The following is a 17,497-nucleotide window of genomic DNA, read 5'->3' on the forward strand; positions in this document are numbered from 1 at the left end:
TGCGAAAGGCCAAGAAGATCGCGAACACATATCGAGTATTGCGATTCTCTTGGTTCGAACTGCGAGCGTTATGCTCGCAGCAAAGAAAACTGAAGCGTGGAAAAGATCTCGATCTTTGAGACGCGAAAATCGAATCCAACCAACATATCACATATCAGGCAACCTAAGCTCCGATCATCACTGGTGTGACGACAATAGCTTGGGCCGACCCCAGGGAGTACTTCGTAATGGCCAATGCGGAAGCCACCTACGATCGCGTTAATGACTACACCTCGGTCAAGATTTCGTTAGCTCGTCCTCAAGATATCCGATCGTGGTCGTTCGGTGAGGTCAAGAAGCCGGAAACGATCAACTACCGAACGTACAGACCAGAGAAAGACGGTCTTTTCTGCGAACGGATTTTTGGCCCGGAAAAGGACTGGGAATGCGCTTGCGGCAAGTACCGGGGCATGAAGTACAAAGGGATGATCTGCGACCGTTGCGGTGTTAAGGTCACTCACTCCCGCGTACGACGAAAGCGAATGGGGCACATTGAGTTGGCTGCTCCAGTGGCTCATATTTGGTTCTTCAAAGCCATGCCGAGTCGTCTTGGTAATCTTCTTGAGATGAAGACGACCTCGCTGGAAAAGGTGATTTACTTCCAAGACTACGTGGTCACCAACGCAGGCACAACGGATCTGCAAGTTCAACAGTTGATGACTGAGGAAGAATACCGAGCGGCTCGAGCTCAGTACGGTGATGGCTTCGAGGCTGACATGGGTGCTGAAGCTGTTCGAAAGCTGTTACAAGGCTTGGATCTTGTGAAGCTTTCCGAAGAACTGCGCACCGAGTTGGCTGAAACCAGCAGCAAGCAACGCAAGAAAGATTTGATCAACCGACTTAAGCTGGTCGAATCGATCCGAGATAGCGAGAACCGTCCAGAGTGGATGGTTCTGGATGTCATTCCGGTTATTCCTCCGGATCTCCGGCCGTTGGTATTGCTCGATAGTGGCAACTTTGCAACCTCCGACTTGAACGACCTCTACCGTCGGATCATCAATCGAAACAATCGTCTACGCAAGCTGGTCGATCTTAATGCACCAGAAGTTATCATCCGAAACGAAAAGCGGATGCTGCAACAATCGGTCGATGCGTTGTTCGACAACGGACGTTGCAAGCGGCCCGTTTTGGGCAGCAGCAACCGACCGCTGAAGAGCTTGACTGACATGATCAAGGGTAAGCAAGGTCGGTTCCGAGAGAACTTGCTCGGTAAGCGAGTCGACTACTCCGCTCGTTCGGTTATCGTGGTCGGACCACGGCTTCGATTGCACCAATGCGGGCTTCCCAAGAAGATTGCTTTGGAGCTGTACCAGCCGTTCATCATTCGCAAACTGAAAGAACTCGGGCATGCTGACACCATCAAGTCGGCTAAGAAGATGCTCGAGCGAAAAGATGAAGAGGTTTGGGATATCCTGGAACAAGTGATTCGCAATCACCCGGTTCTCCTCAACCGAGCACCGACGCTTCACCGAATGGGTATCCAGGCGTTTGAACCAACGTTGGTCGAAGGCAATGCAATTCACTTGCACCCATTGGTTTGCAAAGGCTTTAACGCTGACTTCGACGGTGACCAGATGGCAGTTCACTTGCCACTCTCGATCGAGGCACAAGTTGAGGCTCACACGTTGATGATGAGTACCCACAATATTTTTGCACCGAGTAATGGTAAACCCATTATGAGTCCTTCGCAGGACACGGTTATGGGTTGTAACTACATCACCCAGCAGCTCCCTGATCAAAAGGGTGCGGGGATGATCTTTGCGACCACTACCGAGGCTGAGTATGCATTCCAACAAGGAACCATTGCTCGCCATGCGAAGATCAAGGTTCGATTGCCTGGATGGCGAAAAGTCAAGGGAGATCCAGACGGCAAGCGAGGAGTGATAGTCGAAACGACCTTTGGTCGCATTCTCTTCAACTCGATTCTTCCAGACGGCATGGATTTCTACAATCAAGCCATGAAGGGGAGCGATTTGGCGGGCGTAATTAGCGACTGCTATCAGCTACTCGGTCGCCGTGCGACGATCAAGTTATTGGACGACATGAACCAACTCGGTTTCCGCGAGTCAACCAAGTCCGGACTGTCCTTCGGTGCAGACGACTTGTTAACACCAGAATCGAAGACCAAGCACATTGCGGATGCTGAAAAGAAGGTTATGACCTTCCAAAAGAACTACCTCAAGGGGGTTATGACACCTCAAGAGCGTTATAACCAAGTTCTTGATGCTTGGACCGCCACTCGGGAATTGATCACCAAAGACATGTTGGTTGCGATGGAAAACGATAACCATCGCGGTGATTGGTACATCAACCCGGTCTTCTTGATGGCATCCTCCGGTGCACGGGGTGGTATCGAACAGATTCGCCAGTTGGCCGGTATGCGAGGATTGATGGCGAAACCGACCGGTGAAATCATCGAAACGCCGATCAAGTCGAACTTCCGAGAGGGATTGTCCGTTCTCGAGTATTTCAGCTCGACTCACGGGGCACGAAAAGGCTTGGCGGATACGGCACTCAAGACGGCTGACTCGGGATACTTGACCCGTAAGTTGGCTGACGTGGCGCAAAACGTGGTTATAACCATGCAAGATTGCGGCACAACGCAAGGCATTACCAAGGGGACGATTTACCGAGGTGAGAAGGTCGAAGTTCGTTTGGCCGATTCGATCATTGGTCGCGTCAGCCGTCAGAACATCGTCAACTTGATCACTGCCGAAACGATAGTTCAAGAGAACCAGATGATCACCCGCGAGATCGCGCGTCAGATCGAAGAGATGGGCTTGGAAAAAATCCAAGTTCGTTCACCGATGACTTGCGACGCTCCGCTGGGAGTTTGCCGAACCTGCTACGGTATGGATATGAGTACCGGTGCGTTGGTAGAAGAAGGAATGGCGGTGGGAATCATCGCTGCTCAAAGTATCGGTGAACCTGGAACGCAGTTAACGATGCGTACGTTCCACCAAGGTGGTGCGGCCAATACGACCACCGAAGAAAGCGATATCAAGGCGAAGAAGGCCGGTATTGTTAAGTTCATGAAGATGCGGTCCGTTACCAACGACGAGGGGCACGATGTGGTGCTCAATCGAAATGGTGAGATCGTGGTTGTCGATCCTCGCGGTCGAGAACTGGAACGATACGAGGTGCCATCGGGTGCACGATTGGCTGTCAAAGAAGACCAAGAGATCGTCAAGGGGCAGACCTTGTGCGAATGGAACCCTCACAAGATTCCAATCTTCTCGACCGCTGGCGGTAAGGTTTTGTTCGTTGACGTGATTGAAGGCGAAACCCTCAAGCTCGAGAAGGATCCTAGTGGAAACTTCCAACGAAGAATCATGGATTCTCGCGGTAAGTTCCACCCGCAGATCGTGATCGAAGACGCGGATGGCAAGGCTCTCGATGTCCACTATCTTCCTGAAAAAGCCGTTATTTTGGCAATCGAAGGGAAGCAAGTGAATCCGGGAACGGAAATCGCTGAAATGCCTCGTGAGGCTACCGGTGTTCGAGATATCACGGGTGGTTTGCCACGAGTTACAGAAATCTTCGAAGCGAGAAAACCAAAGGATCCGGCTGTCGTGGCCGAGCTTGACGGTACCGTGGAGATTTCCAAGGATCGTAAACGTGGCAAGCGGTCGATCATCGTTCGCAGCGAAAGTGGCGAAGAAGTTGAACACTTGGTGCCACCAGGAAAGCGGTTCCTGGTTCACTCCGGTGACATCGTCAAGGCTGGCCAAGCGTTGGTCGACGGGCCATTGGTTCCGCACGACATCCTACGCGTCAGCGGCGAAGAAGCTGTGCAGCAGTATCTCGTTCACGAAGTTCAGCAGGTCTATCGCCTCCAGCGAGTGGAAATAAACGATAAGCACATCGAGATCATCATTGCTCGCATGTTGCGTAAGACTAAGATCACCAGCGCTGGCGATTCCAGTCTGTTGTCTGGTTTGGTTATGGACCGGTTTGAGTTCAAGAGAGTAAACGATCAGCTGTCCAAGTGCGTGAAAATCACCGACCCAGGTGACACCGAATTCGCGTTGGGAGCGATTGTTCCACGAGACGCTTTCGATACCTCGAATACCCAGGTGGAGGGATTGGGTGGAAAGCCTGCTAAAGGCAAGAAGCCGAAGCCAGCTCACGGCGAAGTGCAATTGTTGGGTATCACCAAGGCAGCGGTTCAAAGCAACAGCTTTATCTCGGCGGCTAGTTTCCAAGAGACCACCAAGGTATTGACCGAGGCGGCGCTTGCGGGCAAGGTGGACCGATTGGTGGGTCTCAAGGAGAACGTCATTCTTGGCCACTTGATTCCAGCTGGAACAGGTTTCCGGATTTTCCAAGATTCCGAGGTCAGCTACCGACGCGAAGCTCTCGAGGACTTGGTCAATCGAGGAACGACTGCGGCCGAGGAAAGCTTCCCGCTGCTTAACCAAGCACCGAAGCCAGCCGAGGAACCGGTGGTTCCCAATCCATCGGTTGTGCTCCCAGCAGTTCCGAGTTTAGAGGATTTGATGACGCCACCGAGCGAAGAGTCGCCATTGAGCGAACCCGCTGTTGCACCAGATCCCATCACGGAATCGCGTGCAACTCCAGAAGAGTAGTCCTTGATTATGTCTCAGGACGACTTTTAGTTCGAATCAAATGAGGCCTCTACCAGGGGCCTCTTTTTTTGTTTAAACGGATTATGTTCGGAGTCGTAGGTTCTGGTGCTGATCGTTGAACCGTCCAGTTTGAGTTGGTGCAAGGCTCCGGTGTCGTGGTAGGTTCGCTCGGAGATGGAGCTGTCGAGATCGGTGACTTTGATGAGTCGATTTCCATTTCCTATTCGATTATCAGCATGTTGCGTCTTTCAGCATCAAGCAGCTGAGATGCGCTTTGCGGGGCAAGCTCGAAAGTCGAATCCACTCCTGATCGCTATGCAGTAAATCTCCCTCAGGTCCAAAGGTGTCGACGTTTGGTAAGCCCAGACCCGCGAGCTTGTTCCCATCGCTGGCACCTCCCGAAATCTTCCAATGGATACTTTCACCGATCTCAGAGGCAACGCTTTCGATTCTGGTCATCCAACCCGATGTTGCCTCATCGATCGTCTTCGGTTTGGCTACGATTCCACCCTCGATCTCCACTCGAAATCCTTCTTCAGGTCGGTCCCATTCCTTCTGAATTCGCCCCATTTCCTCTTCAATCCAAGCCTGTTCGGTCGCATTGGAAACCCTGGCATTGACTCGTAGAACGCACAAGTCGGGGACGACATTCACGGCATCTCCTCCGCGAATGCGACCAATGTTCACTGTCACTCCGGGGTGGATTCCATTCAACTGGTTTATTGAGTTTGCGATCTTCGCCGCATGCAGAATGGCATTGCGACCAGCATGAAAATTGCGGCCAGCATGAGCGGCTTTTCCTCTTACGATTACGACGAAGGAACCCGTTCCTCTACGTTCAGACACCAGCGAGCCGTCGGGCAACGTTGGCTCATACAGCATGGCAAAGGAGAACTCAGAAGCAATTTGTTGCCAAAGTGACATCGTAGCGGGTGAGCCGATCTCCTCGTCGGGGGTCAATATCGCAGACACTCGAACGCGATCCATATCCAAAAACTTCATCGCCCCGAGCAGAGCCCAACGGAGCACGATGACACCCCCTTTGGCGTCGATAACACCAGGTCCGCACATTCGTTCATCGCCATCAACCTCGTATCGCATGCATTCTTGAAATGGACTCTCCACCCCGTAAACCGTGTCGTAATGAATGCTCATAAGAATGCGGGGCGATGAACTGGTTGTATCATTTCCCGTCCAATCCCATCGGAGAGCTTTATGAGTACGACTCTCGATGCGGCATCCCAAATCATCCAGGCTGCTCCAAGTGGGTAAGCTATACTCCTGGAATTGCCATCCGAGATCCGAATAGAGCTCCTTTAGCCATGTGGCGGCACGTTCCAGACCGATTAAATTGCTCGATCCAGAGGAAATATTGCATAACGATTCGAGCTCGTCCGCCATCTGGGGTTGGTGATTGTGAAACCAATCCTTTATTTCATTCATATGAATTCACCGAAGTTTTACTTGGGTTGTGGATAAAGAGACTTGCCCGTTTCATCAAAGTCAAAGTAGGCGAGAGATCCCAAGCAGATGAACCGCGTACCTGAAGGATGTTGAAAAACGTAATTCTTGTGGTGGTGACCAAAAAACCACCACTGCGGTGCATGATTCTCAAGCATTCGTTGCAGCAACCGATTGGTTCGGCTCAACGGAATGTTTTCTTTCAACGATCCGACAAAAGGCAACAATTCCGTTGGGCAATCGTGACTGACGACAACCTTGGGTTTCGCTGTGACATAAACTCTCAGAGCAAGTTCTTGCTGTACATCATCCAGTTCTTCCTCGTACCACCAATTTAGTCCTTCGATACGATTCGGCCGATCGATGCTCGCCGCCCCTCGAACGTAAAAAAAGGAGAAGTCATCGTCGACCAGCGGAAATTGATGAACGCCAAAATCCCCTAGAAAATGAGGGGTTCGTTTGGGCAAGTTGTCATGGTTTCCGGCGATGACGCGGTGCCGACTGGATTCGACTAGTACCAAGTCGGTATAGTCCTGGCTCAAGTCTCCGACTTGTATGCTGTAGCGTGCCTCCTTGGTAAGCCCCAGATAGCTGCGTCCTCGTACATTGGGATCTCGCCAGATGAGCGGCATGAATCGACGATCTTTGTCGCGATCTGCACGTCTAGTGCGTGGACGCATTCGACCGTGTACGTCACCTATGATGCGAATATGTACGGAGGGTTCGGATGCAATCAACTTTTAAGAGAACCTCCAGCCTGCACCGAGCGCGTTCTTTTGGATTTCGGTCAATCTTTTTATCCCGAGCTTGGCCAACGATAAGAGTATTCCTAACTCTTCGTCATCGAACGTCGCCTCTTCTCCGGTTCCTTGTATCTCCACAAAACGTCCTTTGCCGGTCATCACGACATTCATATCGACATCAGCTTTCACATCTCGCGCGTAATCGAGATCGAGAGTTGCAGTTCCGTCCACCATGCCAACGCTGATGGCGGCCAAGCTGGATGAAAGTGGATACCGTTCGAGCGGACAGTCCGCAAAAGCCGTATTAACAGCGTCGACCAAGGCGATGAACCCACCCGTTATGGCAGCCGTTCGGGTCCCTCCATCAGCTTGCAAAACATCGCAGTCTATGGTCAAAGAGCGTTCTCCTAGTTTGTTTAAATCCGCTATCGCTCGAAACGAACGGCCGATCAAGCGTTGAATCTCGGTCGTCCGTCCGTCGACCTTGCCGGCTCTTTCTCTCGATTTTCGCGGAGAAGTACTACCGGGCAACATATTGTATTCTGCGGTGATCCAACCTTTACCGCGACCTGCCATCCATTCGGGCACACGGTCCTCAAGAGAAGCCGTGCAGAGCACGACAGTGTCACCACACTGATACAAAACGCTGCCGGCGGTCTTGTTGGTGAAGTGGCGTTGAATGGATACTGGTCTGATGTCCTGCATGCAATGGCTCGCAATGGGCGAATGGTGATACTCTGACAAAATGATGGTTTCGAGAAGTCTCGTCGATCGATTCTAGCGGTTTCCATCAGATTCGAAACCGACACCGTGAGTCCAACGCCGGAAAACGGTCTTATTCAGGGCTTGGACAACTAGTAACAGCGCGAGCCCGAGCAAGGTGCAGGTCATGACTGCTGCGATCATAGAGGCGGTGCGTAAATTAGCTTGGCGGGCAGTAATGATCGTGCCGAGCCCCTCGTAAGCTCCGCGATCCCCGACAAAAAATTCTCCAATAATGGCTCCAATGACGGCGAGCCCGCAACTAATCCGAAGCCCTAAGATGAGCTGCGGGATGGCGGCTGGGATTCGCAGCTTCATGAGAACTTGCAAAGTCGAAGCCGATTGCAATTGAAACAGATCGCGAAAGTTTTCGTGAATGGAAAGTAGGCCGCTAGTCACGTTGCTGATGACGGGGAAGATACTGATAATGGCAGCTACCAATACGACGGTTCGAAACTCGTTTCCAAACCAGAGAATAAGCAGCGGGGCGATGGCCACGATAGGCACGGTTTGCAGGAAGACTACGTACGGATAGCACGAATTCCGGATCCAGCTCGAAAGGCTAAAAATTACGGCAACGACGAAGCCGATCACTCCGCTGGCCAACAATCCAGCTGCAGCCGCCTGGATCGTAATCCAGGCACCTCGTAGAAGTATCCATCGCTCGTCTACGAATGAACGGAAAACATCTTTCGGAGGAGGCAAAACTACTTTGTGAATCTCAAACCACCGAACAGCCAAATCCCAAAGGAAAAGTACCGATAGAAAAACCAAAGCAGGTGCAAGGATCCTTAGGAGCTTATGCATGCTATGCCTGCTCTCCTTCGGCCACCGATTCGAATAGCCTGCACGAAACCACGCCATAGATGTCAGCGAACAAGCTGCTGGACCGAAGTGCCGCATTGCGAGGCTCCGTGAAAGCAACGGGGATGGTTGCTGCATTCTTACCTTTCGCCATGATGCAAATCGAATTGCTGAGGTAGACCGCTTCGGCGATGTTGTGCGTCACGAAGATGACAGTACACCCTTCGGTCGCAGCTATTTTGAGCAGAAGATCATTGAGTCGCGACCTAAGGACATCGTCCAGTGCGGCAAAGGGTTCATCCATGAGGAGCAACTCAGGCTTGGTAGTCATAGCCCGAGCGATGGAGACTCGCATTTTCATGCCGCCCGACAATTGCGAGGGCCTCTTTAGCCAATCGCTCTTCAACAACCCCACTTGATTCAGCCAATGTTCGCTGGCCTCTCGGATCTCAGTTTTGGAGCGTTCTTTGCGAAGCTCGAGCGGCAGGCGAACATTTTCCATAACGGATCGCCAAGGAAGCAAAGCCGACTCCTGGAATACGAACGACATCTCAGCACGCAGTTTGTCACTCGACCGGTTTGTTTCGACGTTGCCCGCGTTTCTTCCTGAGATGCTGATCGTCCCGGAATCTGGTTCAAGCAGACCAGCAATAACCCGGAGAACGGTGCTTTTGCCGCAGCCACTCGGACCGAGCAGCGTGACAATCGAAGCTCGATCCACCTCTAGATCGAGTCCTCGCAACACAAGTTGCCTTGCACCGGTTTTGGTCGGGAATGCGACCTCGATTCCTCGGCATTCGACATATCGCTCGGGAAAAGCCTTGCTGATCATTCGTTATTTTTGGCGTCCGCAAAAGAGGTCGCTAATAGCGAGTCGATTTTCGCGGCTAGGATGAAATCATTTTCGCTAAGACCGCCGATCGCATGGGTGGTTAGTTCAATCCGCAGGTGCCGGTAACCAGTCAAATGCAAATCGGGGTGATGGGCCTCGGACTCCGCCAGGTTCGCAATCGCATTGAGAGCCTCGAGAGTACGGACAAAATCCCTGAATCTTACAGACCGAACGATCCATTTTCCTTGCTCGACGAGTTTCCAGCCTGCGAGCGATTTGATCTGCTGTTCGGAGAAGTCTAACGGACAAGCGTCCACGCCACCTTCGCAGGGGACACATTTCTTGGTTTCTAGCGTTTGGGCCGATTGGATTTGCATACTTTTCGCTCTGGAATTAGCGTATTTCGTTTGTTTTTAGGGTGACTTGCGGGTACTTTTCGGTGTAGCGGCCCGCTTTCATGCAGTGATTCTTTCCCCTAGACAACGATTATATGCCAGGAGCTCAAGCCATACAGCATTTGAGATTTTCCGTCTCAGTCTTTTATTTTCTCATTCTGTCAACCGGCTTTGCGAGTGGAACGGATTGGGAAAAAAAGGACAAGGAGTTTTCGTCTGCGATTCGGCCCATTTTAGAGGCTGCCTGTTTCGACTGCCATAGTGGACCTGAAGCGAGCGCGAACTTGTCGCTCAATCACTTTGCTGATACGAAGTCGATCTTTAAGAAGCGGCGAACTTGGGAGACGGTCATTCAGCGGCTTGAGATCGGCGACATGCCTCCTGCCGACGCCGAGCCAATGTCCAAGGAGGATCGACAGAGGGCAATCGACTGGATCCGCTCTGCCATCAACGACATCGAGTGCGGACTCACTCCCAATCCAGGCAGCATTACGCTCCGCAGGCTCAACAGGCTGGAATACCGCAACACGGTTCGGGATCTATTTGGTATCGACTACAAGCCAGCCGCATCGTTCCCTGGGGACGATGTTGGGTATGGATTCGACAACATAGGCGATGTTTTGAGCCTGCCGCCGCTTCTCATGGAGAAGTATCTGATGGCAGCGGAGGAGATCACCCAACAGTGTATTGCGGCTCCCGAGCCCGGACCAGTTTTTGAGTCTCCGATCAAGCTATCCAAGTTGACTGCGAACCAGGGAGGCAGATGGGATGGGAACCGATTTATGTTTTCCTCTGATGGGCAAATTTCTTTTGAAGAGACTTTTCCTTGGCCAGGTACTTACCAATTGATCATGACAATGGGGGGGACGCCGGGCGGCAACGAGCCACCTCGGGCGCAAGTTACTGTTAATGGCAAGAAGCTAAAAGTCGTGGATGTCGAACCACTCGCCAACGAAGAAGGAAAAGTTTATACGGTCCCCTTTCGAGCTGTAGCCAAGAAACCGGTCAAAATTGATATCGCCTTTATCAATGATTACTACGTGGAAGCCAAGGACGGTCGTCCTGCGGTAGATCGTAACTTGATCATATACGACGTCAAACTCAATGGTCAACAGCCATCCAAGCCGATCCTCGAGAGTCAGCTAACAGCTTCACATAAGATGATCATTCGCGATACGCCCGTCGGAGGAATATCGGTTCGCGAGGCTGCCATGAACTGCTTGCGCCCGATTGTTAGTCGTGCCTTTCGTCGCCCCGTGAGGCCCGAGGAGCTGGAGCGGCTAGCGGGATTGGTGCAAACTACTGTAGATGATGGGGATAGCTTTGAAGCAGGAATACAACTGGCTCTCCAAGCGGTCCTCATATCACCTCATTTTTTGTTCAAGGTGGAGTCGCCGGCGGAAAAGACTCTCGCTGATTATCCGCTGGTTACCGATTATGAGCTAGCAACGCGCCTCAGTTACTTTCTGTGGAGCTCAGCTCCCGATTCGGAATTGCTTTCGCTTGCAACTCGCAATGAGCTTAGAAAACCTGCGGTGCTAGAGGCACAAATCAAACGAATGCTTCTGCACAAGAACTCGTCTCGATTTGTCGAGAGCTTTGCTGGGCAATGGCTAACGCTTCGCAAGTTAGATGACTTCAAACCAAACGAAAATCGATTTCCTCAGTGGAACGATGAGCTGAGAGGGCTTCTCAAGCAAGAAACCTATCGGCTGTTCCAACACGTCATGCAAAACGACCTTAGCGTTATGAGGTTGCTGGATGCCAATTTTACTTTCGTAAATGACAAGCTCGCCAAGTACTACGGGATACCAGGTGTCGAGGGAGCCGAGTTTCGGATGGTTTCTACCAACGGGCACAAACGGATGGGGCTTTTGACACAAGGTTCCATTCTGGCGGTTACCAGTAATCCAACCCGAACCAGTCCGGTGAAGCGAGGCAAGTGGATCTTGGAGAACTTGCTCGGAACTCCGCCTCCTCCCGCTCCACCTGGAGTTCCGGAGCTTGAGAAAACCGAGCTCACGGGAACCCTGCGGCAGCAGATGGAGCAGCACAGAGCCGATCCTGCTTGCGCTAGCTGCCACAAGCTGATGGACCCGCTTGGTATGGCCCTGGAGAACTACGATGCGATCGGTCGGTGGCGGACGCAGGATCGCGGGCAGCCGATCGATACTCAAGGTGAGTTGCCCAATGGAGAGACTGTGAATGGGCCTGGGGATTTGATTCGAAATTTGCGTGAGAAGAACGCCGAACTATTCGCGAGGTGCTTGGTGGAAAAACTCATGACTTACGGATTAGGACGGGGATTAGAGTACTACGACAAGTGTGCCGTGGATAAAATCATGGTAGCTGTGGAAAAAGAGGAATATCGCTTCTCGAGTTTGATATTACAAATCGTGCTGAGCGATCCGTTTCAACGCAAAGGGGTTAGGGAGATAGAGCTATGACTAGACAACCACTAGATCGACGCACGGTATTGCGAGGCATCGGAACAGCGGTCAGTTTGCCGTTGCTCGAAGCAATGCTTCCCACCTCAAGAGCGATGGCAGCCAGTGCCAAGGCTCCGGCCCGGATGCTCTTTCTCATGGTACCCAACGGAGCTCACATGCCGGCTTGGACACCAAAGAGCACGGGAGCGAATTACGAGTTGACACCCATTTTGGAACCGTTGTCGAAACATCGAAAGCATGTGTCGATATTGTCCGGTCTTACTCTCGACGGTGCGAGAGCTCATGAGGATGGTGCGGGGGATCACGCCCGGAGTGGTGCCTCGTTTTTAACTGGGAGCCATCCGAAGAAGACCGACGGTGCGGATATTAGAAACGACGTTTCGGTGGATCAGGTTGCGGCGGAGTTTCTGGGCAAGGAGACCAAATTTGCATCCTTGCAACTCGGGTTGCAAGGATCCGCTCAGTCAGGGAACTGCGACTCAGGCTACTCGTGTGCCTATTCGAGCAATTTGTCATGGCGAACAGAGTCGAGTCCCTTGCCCAATGAAACCGATCCAGGAGCCGTGTTCGATCGGTTGTTTGGGGCCCCCGAAAAAGTCACAACGAATCACAATGCATCCCGGCAGTCGATACGGCGAAAAAGTGTGTTGGATCTATCGCTGGAGGATGCCAAATCACTTCAAGCCAAGCTGGGGGCAGCCGACAAGCGAAAACTTGATGAGTATCTGTATGCCGTCCGTGATGTAGAGAATCGGGTTGTGAATGGCAATCGGCTGCGAGTGGGGGAAAATGGAGTCCCCAATGTTTCACGACCGGCGGGGATACCAAGGGACTGGAGCGAGCATTGCAAGCTGATGATGGATATGGCGGCGTTAGCAATCCGGGCTGATGCGACGAGGATTTTGACGTTTATGTTGGCGAGGGAAGGAGACAACGATCCCTATCCACAAATCGGAGTTCCAGAGGGGCACCACGATCTTTCTCACCATGGAAAGAGTGAAGAGAAGCAGGAGAAGATTCAGAAGATCAATACTTACCACGTCCAACATCTCGCCTACCTGCTGGACAACTTAGCCGAGGTAGACGAGGCAGGTCAGTCGTTTCTGGATACCAGCATGATCGTTTATGGCAGTGGCATATCGGATGGTGATCGCCATAACCACGACGATCTTCCGATTTTGCTCATCGGCAATGCAGGTGGTGCCATCAAAAAGGCGAGTCATTGGTCGTACCCCGCAGATACGCCACTTTGCAATCTGTATCTCTGGATGCTCAAGCAAGCCGGTGTGCATACCGGACGGTTTGGCGATAGCACCGGCGTGTTGGAGTTGGGTTAACTCCAACACGAAAAAAGGGTGATGTAAATCACCCTTTCTCGTAGTCAAAGCAACGTCTTCCGTTATTGCGGCACTGGTGGCGACGAGGCCAGGAACCAACGTTTCGATAGTTGGATCACTTCACCAAAATTATTACCGATGGAGTCACCAGTCAGATTGATACTCGCGATCTGATTTACCGAACCTGTTCCCGTGGGTACCCCCCCAATTGTCCCTACATTGGTAGCAAAGGACATGAAAAGATCTGGTTGGGTTTGAATGACGGTATAGGTGCCGATCGGTAAATCGTTGAAGCTATAGGCTCCCGAGTTATCGGTCGTCGTCGTTCGGTTGACTGGATCGCCTGCGAGGGAAGTTCCAGAAATCTGGACCATGACGTTGGCTATTCCGAGATCACCACCATCCCGGATTCCATTCTGATTCGCGTCGAGATAGACAAACCCGGACAAATCGGCTGTAGTAAGCACCGATGCGGAAGCAGTCGCAGTGTTATTGGTCGTATTGGTTTCCCCCGCTGCTGCAACAGTTACGGTGTTGGTCAAGGTTGCACCGTTGGGAGCATCATTATTCACAGTCGCTGAAATGGTAACGGTAGCAGATTGGCCTGAGCCGAGAGATGCTATCGAGCCAGATACAACCCCGGAGTTGTTAGTGAAGCCAGGGGAAGCGGACTGGAAGGTCATTCCAGTTGGTAGGGTGTCGGTAACTGTTACGTTTGTTGCGGTCGATGGACCGGAGTTGGTCACCACGATCGTATAGTTGACCACTTGGCCACGAGCAACCGTATCGACACCGTCGGATTTCGTTACCGTAAGATCAAAGTCCCGATTGACTTGCGTCGTTTCCGAATCTGTTACCCCGGTGGTATTATCTGGCGAAGACAATGTAGCAGTGTTTGTCACTTGGCCAGCAGCCGCGCCCGCTTCGGCTCTAACGACCAGAGTGATGAGAGCTCGGTTCGTGGTTGAGTTACCGTTGGCTAACAACGTTCCAAGGTTGGCCTCGAGTCGGTTGGTCGTTTGGTTAAACGTCACCGCTCCGTTTCTTGGAGTTGCCTCATTGATCTCAAAGGTGCCGCTGACAAAGGTGATGCCAGTAGGCAAAGGATCGCTGAATAGAACGTTAGGAGCGTCGGCGCTGCCGGAGTTAAAGGCGGTTACGATGTACTGGAAGTTTGCACCACCCGCGACGACAGGATCGGTCGAGTCGGTCTTATCGATGTTCAAGGTCACGACTCGGTTAAGCGTATCGGTGTCCGTCGCAGAGTTAGGACGCCCCGGGGTTTCAAATTCGGGATTGTTCGCCGTGACTGTCACAGTGTTAACGATATTGCCCGTTGCGTTAGCGCGAACGGTAGCTACCAACAGGATCGTCGCTGTTTCGCCGGACGCTAGCGTCGGTATCGTAGCCGTGTAAGCTTGACCGTTGGCTGATCCAATGTCGTTACCGTTTCGTGTCGCGGAGACAAACTGCAATTGATTTGGCAAAGTATCTGAAATCTGCACATTGGTTGCGTCGCTTGGACCGTCGTTGTTCACCGTGATCGTGTAGGTAATCGTTTGGCCGGTGGTGACCGATGCAACTCCGTTGTCTTTGGTGATCAGTAGGTCATAACGTGGCTGTACCGTGACATCGATAAAGGAAACGTCATTGCTAGAGTCGATATCTCGGAATCCGGTTAGCCCCACGACATTGATCGTAGCGGTGTTCCGTTGGCCAGGTGCCACGGTCGCAGCAGCAGTGACAGTGACGGGAATGTCAACATCAAGCGTTTGACCAGGAGCGATGGAGGCTATCGTCCATACAAGATCGTTTGGTGCGACTCCCAGTGCCACACCCGCAGGCAGAGTGCCGGCGGTAAATCCTGGTGGAAGATCATCGAAGACTTCAATACCTGTGACCGTAACATCGCTATCGTTAGTTAGGCTTAAGCGATACGTGAGCGTTTCCCCGAGTCCGACGGTGGTAGCACCGCCGACGATTGTCTTGACAATTTCAAGATCAATATCAGGAATGACCGTGGTAGTCGCTTGCGCGGTGACAACATCGGTTTGATCGCTATCCACCGCGCCCGTGTTCACGGTACCACTAACGAAGGTTCCGCCGACCGTAGCAATGATTGTCAAGACCGCAGACTGACCTGCATCTAAATTGAAACCTGAGGTTGAGACTGTACCGGCGACGTTGCTCGCATCCTGGACCGCTCCACCGTTGACGATATAAGTTGCTGACAGCAAAGTTAGTCCGGTTGGTAACGCATCGCTGATGACTGTGTTTGTCGTGGTCGAGGGACCATTGTTGGTGGCTGTTAGAGTGTAGGTCAACTCTTGGCCAACATTCACTGGATCGGGCGTGTCAACTTTGGTCAGGACTAGTTCTGCGTTGGTAAACCCAAAATCAAGAGCGAGGTTCGTATTCGGGTCGGTATCACCATCGTCAATCGGCGCTGAATTCAAGACGAGTGTCGTAGAGGCAACCACGACTCCGCCAGCCGCAACCACACCTTGGTTTGCATTATTGGTGTTGGCAGGACCATTCTGAATGGCAACTCGATGGTTCTCAAGAGGTTGTCCGACCCCAAATTCCGTCGCGGGTATAACAACTAAGTAGTCACCTGGAACAAGATCGTCGAACAGGTAAGCTCCCGCTAACGATGTAGTGGTGAATTCAATAAATGTATCAGTACCTGGTTCAAAGGTGCCGTTTCCGTTGACGTCGTTGTAGAGTTCGACTCGAACGTTAGCAATTCCCGAATCCGAACCATTGAATACCCCATCACTGTTCGTGTCGAGGAAAACAAGGTTTCCGATCGACATGAGTGGATCGTTCTCCAAATTGGCTGTCAAGACAGTCGGCTGTACGCTCTGAACGACAGCGACCGTTGCTTGCAATTCTACCACACCATTCACCAAGACTTCGATTGCACCGATGCTGTTGAAGTCTGCACCTGCTCCGAAGTTAGTGAACGAGGAAAACGGGACAAAGATATCGACTAAAGTTACACTCGAAGGAATGTTTATCGTGGTTGAGGAAAAATCTGTTGCATTCGTGTAGATGAAAATATCTGCCGTGGCACCGGCCTGGTCACCACGTGTCTGGATATGGAGTCCTGCGGTGGCGACATTTCCGTTCAAGGAGACTCCGCCGAGGCCTGTGTGGCTGAGAGTGTCAGGATCGCTATCACCATCGTACTGGATTATAGCTGTACCCTGGACATCGAGGCCGGAATTAATTGCCAGTACATTCAGCCCCGGAAGCACTTCGACGGAAAAGGATTGCGCTCCTCCCACAAAGGTTGCGCTAATGTCCCGACGCCCGCCCAAAACCTCGGGAGCCGCTAGAGAGAGACTTGCATTCGGGGTAACACCATCGACCGTAACCAACTGCGCCGTTGTATCAAATGGATCAATGTTCTGAACGGAAACGCCAGCACGGTCACCCGACGTGATCGTAACGCTCGCAGGAGCAGGTGGGGTAAGCCCAGCAACAGCTTGCTGCCGAACAAAATACACTCCCTCTGTCAAGGTATTCGCTGGTAACAATCCTCCAGCTGCGACGCTTGCAAACGAATATTCGCCAGTTACGGCATTGGAGGTAATGGTCGCTACAAGTGTATCGACCGCATCGTTGAAGATACCATCCCCATCGTCCCGAAATAGCTGAATTGTCGCGTTGCCAACGATGGCATCTACACCATTGTCGTAGCTATTGTTTCCATTCGCGTCGACGAACGAGACCCCAGAAATAACTGCCAGATCGATTGCCATCAAGGATCGACCTTCGAGCGACTCCAAACGTAGCGACCGTCGGAAACGCTCTTGTCTTTTCTCAATACCGCGGGAACGATTCCTTTTGCTCGATGAAACAAAAGAGGAAACAATTCGTTGAATCAATCCGGCCATCTGCGGAACTCCAATCAAGTACACTAATCCAACGCGGTGCAAAACTCTAGCGATGGGAATCTTTAAGTACGTGATCGGAAAATCTCGGAGGTAATCTTACGCGAAGTCCTCCAAAGAACTCCGCTTTTTCTCAGTGTTTGCTCGAGTGCAAACGCTAGCTTTCATTCTGCCCTACCAATTTCA

General features: G+C 51.9%; 10 protein-coding genes. 3 read left to right on the top strand and 7 right to left on the bottom strand.

Going from position 1 to position 17,497, the window contains the following annotated elements:
* The first annotated feature begins 227 nt into the window (after window positions 1-227).
* Window positions 228-4,628: a DNA-directed RNA polymerase subunit beta' gene (rpoC, locus tag SH449x_RS09440; RefSeq protein WP_482381086.1), complete on the top strand. Its 4,401-nt coding sequence runs from the start codon at window positions 228-230 to the stop codon at window positions 4,626-4,628.
* Window positions 4,629-4,859: 231 nt separating this feature from the next.
* Here rpoC and SH449x_RS09445 read toward each other — a convergent pair whose 3' ends face one another.
* The 6 genes from SH449x_RS09445 to SH449x_RS09470 all read right to left on the bottom strand — a co-directional run bounded on the left by SH449x_RS09445 (window position 4,860) and on the right by SH449x_RS09470 (window position 9,607).
* Complete coding sequence (locus tag SH449x_RS09445) at window positions 4,860-6,071, bottom strand: hydrolase (protein ID WP_482381087.1); 1,212 nt, start codon at window positions 6,069-6,071, stop codon at window positions 4,860-4,862.
* Window positions 6,072-6,088: 17 nt separating this feature from the next.
* Window positions 6,089-6,769 carry a metallophosphoesterase gene (locus tag SH449x_RS09450; RefSeq protein ID WP_482381088.1) on the bottom strand — a complete coding sequence of 227 codons (681 nt, stop codon included), beginning with the start codon at window positions 6,767-6,769 and terminating at the stop codon, window positions 6,089-6,091.
* 60 nt (window positions 6,770-6,829) lie between these two features.
* The gene (gene rph / locus SH449x_RS09455) at window positions 6,830-7,537 is read right to left on the bottom strand and encodes a ribonuclease PH (RefSeq protein WP_482381089.1); all 708 of its coding nucleotides are present in this window, start codon (window positions 7,535-7,537) and stop codon (window positions 6,830-6,832) included.
* Between the two features lie 72 nt (window positions 7,538-7,609).
* Complete coding sequence (locus tag SH449x_RS09460; RefSeq protein ID WP_482381090.1) at window positions 7,610-8,401, bottom strand: ABC transporter permease; 792 nt, start codon at window positions 8,399-8,401, stop codon at window positions 7,610-7,612.
* A 1-nt stretch (window position 8,402) separates the two neighbouring features.
* On the bottom strand, window positions 8,403-9,230 hold the full coding sequence (locus tag SH449x_RS09465) for an ABC transporter ATP-binding protein (RefSeq protein ID WP_482381091.1): 828 nt from the start codon (window positions 9,228-9,230) through the stop codon (window positions 8,403-8,405).
* On the bottom strand, window positions 9,227-9,607 hold the full coding sequence (locus SH449x_RS09470) for a 4a-hydroxytetrahydrobiopterin dehydratase (protein WP_482381092.1): 381 nt from the start codon (window positions 9,605-9,607) through the stop codon (window positions 9,227-9,229). Before SH449x_RS09470 ends, SH449x_RS09465 begins: the two co-directional genes overlap by 4 nt.
* Before the next feature lie 113 nt (window positions 9,608-9,720).
* Here SH449x_RS09470 and SH449x_RS09475 point away from each other — a divergent pair, with 113 nt between their 5' ends.
* Both SH449x_RS09475 and SH449x_RS09480 read left to right on the top strand, forming a co-directional pair.
* Window positions 9,721-12,072 carry a DUF1592 domain-containing protein gene (locus SH449x_RS09475; protein ID WP_482381093.1) on the top strand — a complete coding sequence of 784 codons (2,352 nt, stop codon included), beginning with the start codon at window positions 9,721-9,723 and terminating at the stop codon, window positions 12,070-12,072.
* A complete protein-coding gene (locus SH449x_RS09480; RefSeq protein ID WP_482381094.1) occupies window positions 12,069-13,412 on the top strand; it encodes a DUF1552 domain-containing protein in 1,344 nt (447 codons plus the stop codon). The genes SH449x_RS09475 and SH449x_RS09480 overlap by 4 nt, the downstream gene beginning before the upstream one ends.
* Window positions 13,413-13,474: 62 nt before the next feature.
* On the opposite strand, the gene SH449x_RS09485 is transcribed toward SH449x_RS09480, so the two are convergent.
* On the bottom strand, window positions 13,475-17,314 hold the full coding sequence (locus SH449x_RS09485) for an isopeptide-forming domain-containing fimbrial protein (RefSeq protein ID WP_482381095.1): 3,840 nt from the start codon (window positions 17,312-17,314) through the stop codon (window positions 13,475-13,477).
* Between the last annotated feature and the right edge of the window lie 183 nt (window positions 17,315-17,497).

It is taken from the genome of Brakhagea baltica, assembly GCF_052161605.1.
In the GTDB taxonomy this organism is placed as follows: Bacteria; Planctomycetota; Planctomycetia; order Pirellulales; family Pirellulaceae; genus JBKCUI01.